Consider the following 13442-nt stretch of genomic DNA (forward strand, 5'->3'; position numbering starts at 1 on the left):
ACCGTCAAAACGGATCGAATCGCGCGAAGGAGTGCCGCATATAGCGTCCCGCACGCGAAGGGGAAGGGGTGCAGCGAAAATTCCTCGGCTTTCCTCGCTAATGCGTCAGACCGCTGCGCGGCGCTTCGCGGTTCCATTTGCTCACCTGCATAAGAATGCCGATGCAGATCATGTTGGTCAGCATTGAGGATCCGCCGTGGCTCATGAACGGAAGCGGGATGCCGACAACCGGTGCCAAACCCATGACCATCATCAGGTTGACGGCAACGTAGAAGAAGATCGTTACGACCATTCCTGCAGCGAGCAAGCGGGCGAAGCGGTCGTTCGATTTAAGAGCGACCGACAGTCCCCACCGCAGGATCAAGGCGAAGATCACGATGACGACCAGTCCGCCGAGCAGACCCCACTCCTCCGCCATCGTCGCGAAAACGAAGTCGGTGTGCGGTTCGGGAAGGTAATTGAGATGGCTCTGAGAGCCTTCGTTGAACCCTTTGCCGCTCAGTCCGCCCGAGCCGATCGCGATTTTCGATTGCGTGATGTGATAGCCCGAACCCAGCGGATCGCTTTCCGGATCGAGGAAGGTCGTCACGCGCCGCCGCTGGTAATCCTGAAGCCCGAAGAAAAAAGCCAGGGGAGCAGCGACCGCTCCGGCGGCGCCGGCCATCACGAACCAGCGCATCGGGAGGCCGGCGAGAAACATGACGGCCGCTCCGCCGAATGCGAGCGCCAGCGACGTTCCAAGGTCCGGTTGCAACAACACCAATGCCATTGGCATTGCGATAATAGCGCCAGCCGGGACCAGGGCGCGCCACGTGCCGACCATGCCGATGGGCAGCGTGTCGTAGAATTTGGCAAGCGCGAGCACGATCGCCGGCTTCATGAGCTCCGACGGCTGCAATTGCATGAAACCGAGATTGAGCCAACGCTGGCTCCCCCCGCCGACGAACCCGATCGCTTCCACGGCGACCAGTAGCAGCAGGATGACGATGTACACTGGATAAGCGAGAAATTTCATTGCCGCCCGCGTGAACATGGTGATGATAATCGCCATCACGAAGAATACGGCAAAACGGATCAGGTGCGACTGCGCGAATGGCTGCATGTTGCCGCCCGCTGCCGAAAACAGCACCGCCGCACCAAATGCTATCAGCACGAACAGGGGAATCAGCATCTGCCAGGGTTGCCGCGCGACAGCGGGAGGAACGATGCTCATCTACAGCGAACTGACCCCGCCCGGCCGCCCCCGTCGGTCGCCGACGGGATTGGCCTCCGACCGGGGAACGACCGGCTGGTTGGCAATCTCTTCCGACTGCCTGGCTGCGAGGCGTGCTTCGGCTTCGACCTGGTCGAAGATTTCCTGTTCGCGGCTGGGAACGGGCGGGACAGCCTCTCCGGCTGCGCGCGCGTATTCGGCATAACGGCGGGCAAGACGTTCCTTGGCTGTTCCGCCCCAGTCGTTCTCGAACCCGCGCAGCGCGTCCATACCCTTTTGCGGATCGAAGAGGAACGTCGTGACGTCACGGGCAATCGGATAGGCCGCGCCCGATCCGCCGCCGTGCTCGATGACGACCGCTCCGGCATAGCGCGGATTGTCGAAGGGCGCGAAGAAGATGAAGAGACCGTGGTCGCGGTACTTCCACGGACCGCTCTTGCCATCGGACTTATTCAGCGAGACGACCTGTGCGGTCCCGGTCTTGCCCGCGATCTTGACGTTCTCGAGCGGCAGGCGGCCGCGGCCCGCCGTGCCCGGTCCGTTGACGACATCGCTCATGGCTTGCCGGATGTAGGCAAGCTCATCGGTAGAATAATGGAAGTCCTCGACCTGTTGAATCTTGTTGGTCCGAAGCAGCCGAGGCTCGACCTTTCGACCGGTGGCCAAACGCGCGGCCATAACGGCGAGCTGCAGCGGATTGGCAAGGTAATAACCCTGGCCGATGGACGCGTTGACAGTGTCGAAGGTCTGCCATTCCTGCTCGTACTTGCGCATCTTCCAATCGGGATCGGGAACGGTTCCGTAGAACTGGCTCGTCACCGGCAGGTCGAATTCCTGACCCAGACCGAATTTGCGCGCTTCCTGAGCAATGAAATCGAAGCCGACCTTCTGCGCGAAATAATAGAAGTAAGTGTCACAGCTCTGGTAGATGCCCTTGGCCATATCGACCGTGCCGTGCCCGCCGCGTTTCCAGCAGCGAAAGAAGCGGTTTCCGACGCGCAGGCCGCCGCCGCAGAAGACGGTGTCGGTCGGTTTTATGCCGGCATCGAGAAACGCCATCGAGTGCATCGGCTTGACGGTCGAGCCGGGTGGATAGAGCCCCTTAAGCACCTTGTTGCGCAGCGGCACGCGTTCGTCGTCGCGCAGCATCGAATATTCGACCCGCCCAATGCCGCCGGAAAAGCTGTTGGGATCGAAACTCGGCATGGAAGCCATGCACAAGATGTCGCCTGTCTGGCAGTCCATGACGACGACCGATCCCGATTCGAGCCCGATGCGGCGAGCCGCGTAGTCCTGCAGCGGTCCGTCGATGGTCAGGCGCACCGGATCGCCCTGGACATCGTCGCGCGTATCGAGATCGCGCACAATCCGGCCCGCTGCGGTCACTTCGACGCGCCGCGCACCGGGGACACCGCGAAGGTCGCGCTCGAACTGCTTTTCGAGGCCGTCCTTGCCGATCTTGTATCCCGGCGTAATCAGGAGCGGGTTCCGGTCCTCCTCATACTCTTCTGCCGAAGCCGGACCGACATAGCCGATCAGGTGGCCGACCGAAGGGCCAGTCGGATAGAAGCGCGAGAAGCCGCGCTGCGGGATCACACCCGGGAGCTCGGGCAGGCGAACGCTGATCGCGGCGAATTCGTCATAGGAGAGATTTGCCGAAACCTCGACCGGCTGGAAGCGGCGCGCCTCGCCGATCTTCTTCAGCAGATCGTCGCGTTCCGGCGGCTGAAGGCCGAGAATGTCGCCAAGCACGTCCACTGTCCGCTCCCGGTCGACTAGCCTCTCCGGAATAACGTCGACACGGAAGTCCGCTCGGTTGGATGCGAGCGGGGCGCCGTTCCGGTCGAGCAGCCAGCCACGGCGCGGGGGGATTAGCGTAAGGTTGACCCGGTTGCTTTCGCTTTCGGTCTCGTATTTTTCGTTCTCCGCAATGGCGATATACGCCATGCGCGCGGCAAGCAGCGTGCCGATACCGACCTGCAATCCGCCGATGACGAATGTCCGCCTGTCGAAGCGGTTGCGTAAGTGCGTTGCTGAGATTGGCGGGCCCGACCCGCGGCCGAGCGCCATCAGTTGACCACCCGCCAGCGCAGCAGCCGCATCCGGTCAAATCGCGACACTATGCGCGACAGGAACGGGAATACGAGAATGGACAGGACCACTTGCGGTCCCAATGCAGACAGCAGTTCGAAGGAGAGTTGGGCACCAGATAATAACATCGCAAAGAGAAGGTACACGATGACAATTAAACTTGCCGTTAACCAATCCTGGAAAAAGTTGCTCCACGGGAAGCGCGCCTCCATCGCCTCGATCGCGATCATGGAAAGCGAGAAGAAAAGGACGCCGCTACCGAAAACGTGGCCGCTGAAAAGGTCGTCGAACAGTCCTAGGGGCAGGCCCGCCCACATCGGCAGCAGGCCGGGACGCACCAGCCGCCACGCCAGCATCATCAGTAGCCCCAGCGGCGGCATGATCGGAATGCCCGATGCGATAACGAAGATTGGTGCGAGCGAAGCCAGCATGATACTGAGCCACGGAACGATATTGGCGAGTATCGCCGAATGCGACCGGTTCAGGCGGCTGCCGTACTGATCGCTGCGCGCACGGGGGTTGAGCCGTTCCATTACTCGGCTTCCTCCGCCGCTTCGGTCGTCTCGCCAGTTCCCTCGCCAAGCACTTCCTCGTCGGCTACCTTTGATGCAGCGACGGCTTCCGGTTGGTAAATTGGCTGGACCGCCACGAAATCGGCTGCGGCAGGATCGCTTACGACGCGTGCGATCGCCCCGTCGTCGGTCTTTTCCTCGACCAATGCGACCGCGATACCCGGCTGGTAGTAGCCGCCGGCGCCGCTGCTTACGAAGAGGTCGCCCGGCTTGAGCGGATTGAGCCCGAGGTTGATCAGCCTGATCCGGATTCGGCCGTCCCCGTTACCGCGCGCAAAGGCGACGACTTCGCGGCGCTCGTCGGACAGGCGCACGGGAAGTACGCTCTGGCTGTCGGTCAACAGCAGAATGCGCGCATTGTTGGCGCCCGCTTCGAGTACGCGACCGACCACGCCGCGGTCCGTTCTCACAGGCATTCCGGGCTGCACGCCGTCGTTCGTCCCCGCGCCGATATAGCCGAAGCGGCGCGAACTGGTGGAAGTGGCTCCGACCATGCGCGTGATGGCCACCGGCCGGCTCTCCCCGCCTTCCAACGCCAAGAGCGCTTTCAGCCTCCTGTTTTCCTGCTCAACGACCGCTGCTTCACCCAGGCGAATACGGGCGAGTTCGACTTCCCGCTTGAGCTCCGCATTCTGCGCACCGGCGCGCAAATAGCCCTGAACGCTTTCGAGGAAGCCCTTGCTGCCGGTTCTGACTTCGGCTGCGCCCCGTTCCGCGGGCACGACCACGTCGTTGGCCCGCGCGCGGATGTTGCCCGGCAGATCGGGACGCCAGATCGACAGGATGATGAGAAGCACGCCGATGACAGCACCGATCGCGGCCAGAATGTAGCCGGTGAAGATGCTTATCTGCGCTCGCTTCGAATAGCTGGAGCGCCGGGAGGTAGGCGGCGCCATTAGCTAACCCGCCTTAGGCCGTCATCAAGACGCCGCGGTAGATCGGGTCTTCCATGGCGCGCCCGGTGCCGACCGCGACGCAGGTTAGCGGATCTTCCGCAATTGATACGGGTAGGCCCGTCTCCTCCCGGAGATATTCGTCGAGACCCTTGATAAGGGCTCCGCCGCCGGTCAGCACGATGCCTTGATCGACAATGTCCGCAGCGAGTTCGGGTGCGGTATTCTCGAGCGCAATACGCACACCTTCGATGATCGCTCCGATGGGTTCGGACAGCGCTTCGGCGATGTGCGCTTGGTTGATCGTAATTTCCTTCGGAACGCCGTTCACGAGGTCGCGGCCTTTGAGCGTGATCGCTTCGCCGATACCGTCTTCCGGCGGCATCGCGACGCCGTAGTCTTTCTTGATCCGCTCCGCGGTAGCTTCACCGATCAGCAGGTTGTGATGGCGGCGAACGTAGGACACGATCGCTTCGTCCATCTTGTCCCCGCCGGTACGAACGCTGGTGGTGTAGGCCAGGCCGCGCAGCGAAAGCACGGCGACTTCGGTCGTGCCGCCGCCGATGTCGACCACCATCGAGCCCACCGGCTCGGTTACCGGCATATCGGCGCCGATCGCAGCCGCCATCGGCTCCAGAATAAGATAAACCTGGCTCGCCCCGGCATTGCTTGCCGCATCGCGAATCGCCCGGCGCTCTACCGAGGTAGAGCCCGACGGCACGCAGATCACGATTTCGGGATAGCGCAGCAGGCTCTTCTTCCCGTGAACCTTGCGGATGAAATGCTTGATCATTTCTTCCGCAATTTCGATGTCGGCGATGACGCCGTCGCGCAGCGGACGGATCGCCTCGATGCTGTCGGGCGTCTTGCCCATCATCATCTTGGCATCGTCGCCCACGGCCTTGACCCGCTTGATCCCGTTCAGAGTCTCGATCGCAACGACCGACGGTTCGTTCAGGATGATCCCCTGATCCTGCACGTAAACGAGCGTGTTTGCGGTTCCCAGATCGATAGCGATATTCTGGGTGCCGAATTTCATCAGGTTGGAAAAGAAGCCCATGGGAAAGGTAATTCCGTCATTTGTTAGCGCGCTGAGCCCGCACCTTTACGATCATGCGGGAGTAATGTCAGGCCATATAGGCCCGTCCGTTCCCCCTGCTTTCGCTCGCCAGGGCTCGATCCAGAACGGGCCTTAGCGAAGCGCTTCGAAAAACTCCAAAATTTTATGTCGAAAGATGGTTCTTTTTCCACTGCCGACCTCGAATTTGCGTCGCCTTGGCGTTAGCCTTGACTAATGCCACAAATCCGCCGCCTGCCAGAAACGCTGATCAACCGCATTGCCGCGGGCGAGGTGGTGGAGCGTCCGGCGTCCGCGCTCAAGGAACTGGTTGAGAATGCAATCGACGCCGGTTCGACACGGATCGGGGTCAATCTGGTCGACGGGGGCCTCGGCGGGATCGAGGTATCCGACGACGGCTGCGGGATGGATCCTGCCGAAATGGCGCTAGCGCTCGAACGGCACGCGACGTCGAAGCTGCCCGAGAGTCTGATTGGGGAAGCGGGCGCGATCGAACAGGTCCGCACGCTCGGCTTTCGCGGTGAAGCGCTCCCCTCGATCGCCAGCGTTTCCCGGCTGACCATCGAAAGCCGCCCGCGCGACGCGGAGAGCGGTTGGCGCAAGCGCATCGACCACGGCGAGTTGATCGAGAATGCGCCCTGTGCGATCCCGCCGGGTACGCGGATCAGGATGGAAGGCCTGTTCGACAAGCTGCCCGCGCGCCGCAAGTTCCTGCGCACGCCGCGGAGCGAGTACGCTGCCTGCCTCGACGTGGTCCGCCGCCTCGCGATGACCCGGACGGATATCGCCGTTACACTCGATCACGGCGAGCGGCGCGTATTGGCGGTGCAGGCGGGCGAGGATCTAGCCGAACGCGCAGCGCAGATCGTCACGCGCGAATTGAAGGAAAACGGCGTAGGAATCGAATTCGAACGCCCGACCGAAACCGGAGAACTCATCCGCTTGACCGGCATCGCTGGCCTGCCGACCTACAACCGCGGTGTGGCGGACCACCAGTATCTGTTCGTCAACGGCCGCCCGGTGAAAGACCGGCTCCTGATCGGAGCGGTAAGGGGCGCTTATTCCGATATGCTGGCGCGCGACCGTCATGCCGTACTGGCACTGTTCCTCGAGCTTCCGGCAGAAGATGTCGACGTGAACGTCCATCCAGCCAAGACCGAGGTACGCTTTCGCGATGCCGCAGGCGTGCGCGGGTTCATCGTCTCCGGCCTGCGCCGCGCGCTCGCGAGCGGTGACAAGCGCAGCGCGCAAGGTCCGGACCGGAGCGCGATGGATCGCTGGCAGCGCGAGCCGGTCGAACAGCCTGCAGCCATGCGGTCGATCTTCGCCGGATCGGGCTGGACGCCGCCTGCCGGCAACATGGCGCGGGTTCAGGCCTATATGCGAAGCGACGAAGCCGATGGTGAGGTTCTGGCCATGCCGCAGGGACGGGCCGAGACGCCAATGGACGAAGAGAGACCTTCGCCTAGCTACCCGCTCGGTATAGCGCGCGGGCAGGTCGCACAAACCTACATCGTCGCGGAAGCCGAGGACGGTCTCGTTTTGGTCGATCAGCATGCTGCCCATGAAAGGCTCGTGCTCGAACGGCTGAAAGCTGCGGGCGCCGAGGAAGCCGTATCGCGCAGCCAGGCGCTGCTCATGCCGGAAGTGGTCGAGCTCGACGAACCGGCGTGCGACAGGCTGGAAGAAGCGATCGACACGCTGGCGCAGCACGGACTCGTAATCGAACGCTTCGGTCCGGGAGCAATGCTGGTCAGGGCTACCCCGCACGCGCTGAGAAACGGCGACTTGGCGAAGCTGCTGGAAGATATCGACGACGATCTCGCCAAACACGGAACGGCATTGCTGCTCGGCGAGAAGCTCGATCTGGTTCTGGCAACCATGGCATGCCACGGATCGGTGAGGGCAGGGCGCAACCTGACCGTCGCAGAAATGAACGCATTGCTGCGCGAGATGGAGCGCACGCCGCGTTCAGGACAATGCAACCATGGCCGACCGACCTGGGTGAAGCTGTCGATGGACGACGTCGAGAAACTGTTCGGGAGGCATTGATGCGGCAGATTGGACTTGGATTGTTGGGGGCATTGGCGCTGACCGCGTGCAGCGAGCGGGAACCCACGGCGGAGGAAACGGCACAAAAGGCGGCCGAGGATGCCGCCGATATCGCCGCGGTAGAGGCTGCTCAGACGCCCCCGGCGGAATCCGTGGCTCCGCAGCGCATCCTCTACGAGGATATCGAAGCGAACGACATGTATGGCGCAAGCTGCGCCTTCATCCCCGAAGGTTCAAGCGACCGACCGATCGCGCTCGCACTGGCCGACAGTGGTTTCATGAAGATCGACGGCGATATCGAGCGGTTCGCGCCGGATATGGGAAGCGCTGAAAGCGCTTTCGGATCGCGCACGCGCTACGACGGCAGGCGGCTCTCTTTCATGATCGACATAGCCGAGGGTGACGGCAGGCAGATCGGCATCGAAACCGTCGAACACCAAGCGAACTTCACGGTGCGTGACGGCCGGAACGAGACGGTTTACAGGGCTGTCGGCACCGCGCAGTGCGGGTCCTGAGCGCCTAACCTTCCGCGCGGCGCGGTTCGCGTACCTGCATGATACCGTTCGAGGTCATCTCGAGCACCGGTTCGTCATCCTGGTTGTAAGTAACGATCCGTGATTTGAAGAAACCCATTTCGGGCCGCGACTTGCTTGCCCGTTTTTCCAGAACTTCGGTTTCGACGCGCAAGGTATCTCCCGGAAAGACCGGCTTTTTCCAGCGTAGTTCGTCTATACCCGGAGAGCCCAGGCTCGCTTGTTGATGGACTTTCATGTTCTCGACCATCATGCGCATGGTCATCGCACAGGTATGCCAGCCGCTCGCCGACAAACGGCCGAAATGGGTGCGGGCGGCAGCTTCGTCGTCGAGATGAAACGGCTGCGGATCGTAGTTCTCGGCAAATCGCATGACTTCGTCGCGGGTTACCTCGTAGGAACCGAACGACTGCTTCTCGCCAATCTCGATATCTTCGAAATAACGCACCGCCGCTTACCTTTCAGGAATGAAACGGGCGGGCATTTCTCTGCCCGCCCGGTGATTGGTTCAAGCGCGGAAGCTCGGTACCTTGCCGTTCGAACTCATCTCCGGAATGATCCGGTAACGCGCAAGGATCAGGCTGAACAGGCCGAAGATCAGTAGGCCGATCGCGACGAGCGTGAAGAGAATTCCGTCATCCGCGAGCGAAGCCACCGCGCTACCCAAGGTTTTTACCTGGCTGGAACCGCTTGACATAAAACCCGCCTGGACGAGCGACCATCCGATTACCGCATAAACCACTGCGCGGGCGCAAAAACCGATGCCGCCCAGAATGCGGGTGAAGTCGGGTGCCTGGCCGCTGATGCGGTTCATGAAGCTGCCGGTAATGCCTTTCTTCGCCTGCGAAACCGTCGCACCGAAGAAGGCCAGACCTAGCAGACCGAGAATGATGCCGCCAAGTTCTACCGAAAGCACACCCGAAGCCGCTTCCTGCGCGCCGCCACCGGACGAATTCGTATCGCTGCTGGCGAATTTATACGCCGAATAAGCGAGGGCGAAGTGACCGATCGCGCTACCGAGGTGACCGATGCGGTGCGCCCAGCCTTTGGCGTCCGAACCGTTGTTCTCAATATCGAACAACGGCGAGCACAAACGGAACAGACCGTAAGCCGTGAGGCCCACAACCAGGATCCACAGTATTACCGTGCCTGCCGGAAAATCCTCGATCGCCTGAAAGACGCCGTTGGTACCTTGTGCGATCTTCCCCGCGCTGGTAAGGGCGATCAGGCCGAGCACCGCGTAAAGGATCGCGCGGCTGAAATAGCCAACGCGCACCAGCCAATTAAACTTTTCCGATTTGTCCACCATGTGCCCCGTTCCTTCTTTGCCCTGTTAGGTTTTGTTATCGTTGAGTGTCCCAACGGGCAAGGGCAGCAATCGGTCCCTAGACGTTGAACTTGAACAGCATCACGTCCCCGTCCTGGACGAGATATTCCTTACCTTCCTGGCGCAGTTTGCCTGCGTCGCGCGCTGCGCTCTCGCCGCCGAGACCGACAAAGTCGTCGTAGGCGATGGTTTCGGCGCGGATGAAGCCGCGCTCGAAATCGGAATGGATTTCGCCAGCCGCCTGTGGAGCTTTGGCGCCGTTCGGAAAGGTCCAGGCGCGCGCTTCTTTCGGTCCCGCAGTGAAGAAGGTGTTCAGGCCGAGCAGTTTGTAACCGGCGCGGATGACGCGCGACAGCCCGGATTCGGTAAGGCCGAGTTCGGAGAGATATTCACCCCGTTCTTCAGGTTCCATGCCGATGAGTTCTGCTTCGATCGCGGCCGAAACGACGACAGCCTCCGCCCCTTCGCGCTCCGCCTTGGCGAAAACCTGCTGCGACAGCGCGTTGCCGTTCGCCGCGTCCTCTTCCGCGACGTTGCAGACATAGAGCACCGGCTTGGCAGTGAGTAACTGCGCCTGCTCGAACAGGCGCTCTTCTTCCGTGTCCTTGGGTTCGGTCAGCCTTGCCGGCTTTCCTTCGCGCAGCAGGTCGAGTGCCTGGCCGAGTACGCTCGCCATCGCCTTGGCTTCCTTGTCACCGCCGGTCGCCTTCTTTTGCGCTGCAGGAACGCGCTTCTCAAGGCTTTCGAGGTCGGAGAGGAGCAATTCGGTTTCGACCACTTCGGCATCGGCAATCGGGTCGACGCGGTTGGCGACGTGCTGGATGTCGTCGTCTTCGAAACAGCGCAGCACATGGACGATCGCGTCCACCTCGCGGATGTTTCCGAGGAACTGGTTGCCGAGGCCTTCACCCTTGCTCGCGCCTTTCACGAGACCGGCGATGTCCACGAAAGCAAGCTGCGTGTGAATGACCTTCGCGCTTTTCGCGATGGCGGCGATCTTGTCGAGCCGCTCATCCGGAACCGCGACCTGGCCGACGTTCGGCTCGATCGTGCAGAACGGATAGTTCGCGGCCTGCGCTGCCTGCGTTTCAGTAAGCGCATTGAAGAGGGTGGACTTGCCCACGTTGGGCAGTCCGACGATGCCGCATTTGAAACCCATGAAATACTCCGGTGATTGGCTGCGCCGCGCGTTTAGGCGAGCGCCATGCGATTGACCAGTGTCGTTGCTCTATGCCGCGTCTTGTTGGCGCAGTGCGACATCGCTCATGAACCGTGGGGCGTCGTTTTCCGCGAGCCAATGCGCTTCCACGCCGATTGCCGCTAGCATTTCTGCCAGATCGTCCATCTCCGCTTTCGCGTAATTGGAAAGCACGTGCCCGTTGACCCGGTCCTTGTGCCCCGGATGACCGATGCCGATACGTATCCGGCGAAACTCCGAGCCGAGATGTTGGTCGATCGAGCGCAGCCCGTTATGTCCGGCATGGCCGCCGCCCTGCTTTACCTTCACCTTGAACGGCGCAAGATCGAGTTCGTCATGGAATACGGTGAGGGCATCGGTATCGAGCTTGTAAAAGCGCAAAGCTTCGCCGACCGACCGGCCGCTCTCGTTCATAAAAGTCGCCGGCTTGAGCAGCAGCACCTTGGCAGACCCGACCCGGCCTTCCTGCACCCAGCCGGAAAACTTCTTCTGCACGGGGCCGAAGTCGTGCATTTCCGCGATCACGTCGCAAGCCATGAAACCCACGTTATGCCGGTGCAGCGCGTATTTCGGGCCGGGGTTACCGAGGCCAGTCCAGATTTGCATCGCTGCCGCCTAGGGAGATTTCCCCCCGCTCTCAAGTGGCGCAGCGATAGGACAAACAAAAACGCCGGACTTCTCGTCGAAGCCCGGCGTTCACTACCTGTATCGATGAATCGAGCTTACTCGCTCTTCTCTTCCTGTTCCTGCGCGGCGTCGTCGTCCGGGCCCTGCTCGGTAGCAGCGGTTTCGCCCGGCTCCATGCCTTCGCCAGTCTGACCTTCTTCTTCGCTCTTCTTGAGAGCGGAAGGAGCAACCAGCGTCGCGATGGTGAAGTCGCGGTCGGTGATCGCGCTTTCGCTGCCTTCGGGCAGGTGGACTTCGCTGATGTGAATCGAATCGCCCACTTCCTTGCCGGTCACGTCGATGACGATTTCCGACGGAATGCGGTCGGCATCGCAGACTAGTTCGAGTTCGTGGCGAACGACGTTCAGCACGCCGCCCTTCTTAAGGCCAGGGGATGCTTCTTCGTTCACGAAGACCACCGGCACGTCGACGTCGATCTTCGCGCCCTTGGCAAGGCGGAGGAAGTCGGCGTGGATCGGACGGTCGGTGACCGGATCGAGCGCGACGTCCTTCGGGATCGTGCGGATCGTATTGCCGCCCATTTCGACGTTCACGATGGAGTTCATGAAATGACCGGTCATCAATTGCTTGACCAGTTCCTTCTCTTCCACGTGGATCGGGGTCGGTTCTTCCTTGCCGCCATAGACAACGGCGGGAACACGGCCTTCGCGACGCAGTGCACGGGAGGCTCCCTTGCCAGCCCGTTCGCGCGTCTCGGCCGGCAGGGTCAGAGCGTCGCTCATAATTCTAGCCTTTCGAAATGCTTTTGAGACATTTTTCCCGCCACGCCTCCAGGGATGACCATGACGCGAAAGGCGCGCCCTTACGGAAAGGAGCGCGCCTTGTCCAGCGGTTGTGCGGCGAGCCCGACGCTTTTACTGAACGCGTACCGCTTTCAAATCACGCTCGGCGAGCTTGTCCTGCACGCTGTTCCGGCCCGCAAGATGACCTGCACCGACCGCAATGAAGACCGTACCCGGCTCATCGAGCCGTTCGTCAATCCATTCGGCCCAATTGCCGTTGCGTGTATACAGAAGGCGTTCCGCCAACATCGGGTCGGTCAGTTCCTCGTTCATGAGTGCGGCAAGCCGGTCGGCATCACCCGCCATCCAGACACTGACCATCGCATCGAGCTTGGCCTTGGCGTCGTCGATGCCTTCGGCGGTTTCGACGAGAAAGCTAATCTGTGCGTCTTCGAGCATCCCGTCGAACACGCTGATTTGATATTCGGCAGTTTCGAGTGCGCCGCGGGTCATCGCCTCGCCGGCCTTTCCTTCGAGAACCTTTTCCACGCCCGCCTCTGGAGAATATCCCTGCTGAAGCAGCGGCAAAAGGCCGAGAGTCATTCCCGCGAACCATGGTTTGAACTGATCAAAGGCCTGTGCCGGTAGATTCAGCTTGGCAAGCGCTTCTTCGTATGTCGCGCGCTGGGTATCCGTGAGCTTTGAGCGCAACGTCGTTCCGGCGGGCAGCATGGCCTTCGTCTGAATGAGCTGCGCCGTAGCGGGATCGTTTTCCGCCCCCGCAGGGATCTCGGTGACGAGTTCGCCCGACGCATCAAAAGCCTTCGCAATCGTTCCGCTGTACCAGTCCTTGCCTTCCGGCAGCGCGTGGATTGTGCCGAAGAGGTAAACGGTGGTGTCTTCGTCGGCGACTTTCCACAAAGCCGGACCGTCCAGTGAAGCAGCTTCGGCAGATGCTACTGCGGGCGCCTGAACTGCGGGCTCAGCCTGCTGCGCACAAGCCGGCAGCACAGCCAGCGTCGCTGCCGCAGTGAATGTAGCTGCAAATCTTCCACATAATGTTGTCACAATAATTC

13 protein-coding genes are annotated in these 13442 nt (G+C 61.4%); 2 read left to right on the top strand and 11 right to left on the bottom strand.

The features are described from left to right. Positions 1–97: 97 nt before the first annotated feature. From rodA to HUV48_RS01840, 5 genes are read right to left on the bottom strand one after another with little or no spacing between them, the layout of a single operon-like run. Positions 98–1213 (bottom strand): rod shape-determining protein RodA, encoded by a 1116-nt coding sequence (gene rodA, locus HUV48_RS01820; protein WP_225871481.1) that lies wholly within the window; start codon positions 1211–1213, stop codon positions 98–100. Further along, entirely contained in the window at positions 1214–3283 is a 2070-nt protein-coding gene (gene mrdA / locus HUV48_RS01825) for a penicillin-binding protein 2 (RefSeq protein WP_176266056.1), read from the bottom strand. Next, positions 3283–3837, bottom strand: coding sequence for a rod shape-determining protein MreD (gene mreD / locus HUV48_RS01830; protein ID WP_176266057.1), 555 nt, complete (start codon positions 3835–3837; stop codon positions 3283–3285). The genes mrdA and mreD overlap by 1 nt, the downstream gene beginning before the upstream one ends. Continuing rightward, positions 3837–4772, bottom strand: a complete 936-nt coding sequence (locus HUV48_RS01835) for a rod shape-determining protein MreC (RefSeq protein ID WP_176266058.1) — start codon at positions 4770–4772, stop codon at positions 3837–3839. The genes mreD and HUV48_RS01835 overlap by 1 nt, the downstream gene beginning before the upstream one ends. A gap of 13 nt (positions 4773–4785) precedes the next feature. Beyond that, positions 4786–5829, bottom strand: a complete 1044-nt coding sequence (locus HUV48_RS01840) for a rod shape-determining protein (RefSeq protein ID WP_176266059.1) — start codon at positions 5827–5829, stop codon at positions 4786–4788. A gap of 234 nt (positions 5830–6063) precedes the next feature. On the opposite strand from HUV48_RS01840, the gene mutL reads away from it, so the two are divergent. Both mutL and HUV48_RS01850 read left to right on the top strand, forming a co-directional pair. Next, positions 6064–7899, top strand: a complete 1836-nt coding sequence (mutL, locus tag HUV48_RS01845) for a DNA mismatch repair endonuclease MutL (RefSeq protein WP_176266060.1) — start codon at positions 6064–6066, stop codon at positions 7897–7899. Beyond that, the gene (locus HUV48_RS01850; protein ID WP_176266061.1) at positions 7899–8414 is read left to right on the top strand and encodes a hypothetical protein; all 516 of its coding nucleotides are present in this window, start codon (positions 7899–7901) and stop codon (positions 8412–8414) included. The genes mutL and HUV48_RS01850 overlap by 1 nt, the downstream gene beginning before the upstream one ends. A gap of 4 nt (positions 8415–8418) precedes the next feature. On the opposite strand, the gene HUV48_RS01855 is transcribed toward HUV48_RS01850, so the two are convergent. The 6 genes from HUV48_RS01855 to HUV48_RS01880 form a co-directional block, all read right to left on the bottom strand. Beyond that, complete coding sequence (locus HUV48_RS01855) at positions 8419–8880, bottom strand: MaoC family dehydratase (protein WP_176266062.1); 462 nt, start codon at positions 8878–8880, stop codon at positions 8419–8421. A 60-nt stretch (positions 8881–8940) separates the two neighbouring features. Further along, entirely contained in the window at positions 8941–9741 is an 801-nt protein-coding gene (locus tag HUV48_RS01860; protein WP_176266063.1) for a DUF1206 domain-containing protein, read from the bottom strand. A gap of 76 nt (positions 9742–9817) precedes the next feature. Then, a complete protein-coding gene (gene ychF, locus HUV48_RS01865; protein WP_176266064.1) occupies positions 9818–10918 on the bottom strand; it encodes a redox-regulated ATPase YchF in 1101 nt (366 codons plus the stop codon). Positions 10919–10987: 69 nt separating this feature from the next. Next, positions 10988–11563: an aminoacyl-tRNA hydrolase gene (gene pth, locus HUV48_RS01870; RefSeq protein WP_176266065.1), complete on the bottom strand. Its 576-nt coding sequence runs from the start codon at positions 11561–11563 to the stop codon at positions 10988–10990. 116 nt (positions 11564–11679) lie between these two features. Next, positions 11680–12366, bottom strand: coding sequence for a 50S ribosomal protein L25/general stress protein Ctc (locus HUV48_RS01875; protein ID WP_176266066.1), 687 nt, complete (start codon positions 12364–12366; stop codon positions 11680–11682). Positions 12367–12498: 132 nt separating this feature from the next. Further along, positions 12499–13434 (bottom strand): TraB/GumN family protein, encoded by a 936-nt coding sequence (locus HUV48_RS01880; protein WP_318656030.1) that lies wholly within the window; start codon positions 13432–13434, stop codon positions 12499–12501. Positions 13435–13442 lie beyond the last annotated feature (8 nt).

Origin of the sequence: Qipengyuania atrilutea (assembly GCF_013370205.1) — a bacterium.
GTDB classification, from domain to species: domain Bacteria; phylum Pseudomonadota; class Alphaproteobacteria; order Sphingomonadales; family Sphingomonadaceae; genus Actirhodobacter; species Actirhodobacter atriluteus.

What these genes read in the sequence shown, in the direction of transcription:
- rodA (WP_225871481.1), bottom strand. Translation starts at nt 1,213, where the DNA reads ATGAGCATCGTTCCTCCCGCTGTCGCGCGGCAACCCTGGCAGATGCTG.
- mrdA (WP_176266056.1), bottom strand. Translation starts at nt 3,283, where the DNA reads ATGGCGCTCGGCCGCGGGTCGGGCCCGCCAATCTCAGCAACGCACTTA.
- mreD (WP_176266057.1), bottom strand. Translation starts at nt 3,837, where the DNA reads ATGGAACGGCTCAACCCCCGTGCGCGCAGCGATCAGTACGGCAGCCGC.
- HUV48_RS01835 (WP_176266058.1), bottom strand. Translation starts at nt 4,772, where the DNA reads ATGGCGCCGCCTACCTCCCGGCGCTCCAGCTATTCGAAGCGAGCGCAG.
- HUV48_RS01840 (WP_176266059.1), bottom strand. Translation starts at nt 5,829, where the DNA reads ATGGGCTTCTTTTCCAACCTGATGAAATTCGGCACCCAGAATATCGCT.
- mutL (WP_176266060.1), top strand. Translation starts at nt 6,064, where the DNA reads ATGCCACAAATCCGCCGCCTGCCAGAAACGCTGATCAACCGCATTGCC.
- HUV48_RS01850 (WP_176266061.1), top strand. Translation starts at nt 7,899, where the DNA reads ATGCGGCAGATTGGACTTGGATTGTTGGGGGCATTGGCGCTGACCGCG.
- HUV48_RS01860 (WP_176266063.1), bottom strand. Translation starts at nt 9,741, where the DNA reads ATGGTGGACAAATCGGAAAAGTTTAATTGGCTGGTGCGCGTTGGCTAT.
- ychF (WP_176266064.1), bottom strand. Translation starts at nt 10,918, where the DNA reads ATGGGTTTCAAATGCGGCATCGTCGGACTGCCCAACGTGGGCAAGTCC.
- pth (WP_176266065.1), bottom strand. Translation starts at nt 11,563, where the DNA reads ATGCAAATCTGGACTGGCCTCGGTAACCCCGGCCCGAAATACGCGCTG.
- HUV48_RS01875 (WP_176266066.1), bottom strand. Translation starts at nt 12,366, where the DNA reads ATGAGCGACGCTCTGACCCTGCCGGCCGAGACGCGCGAACGGGCTGGC.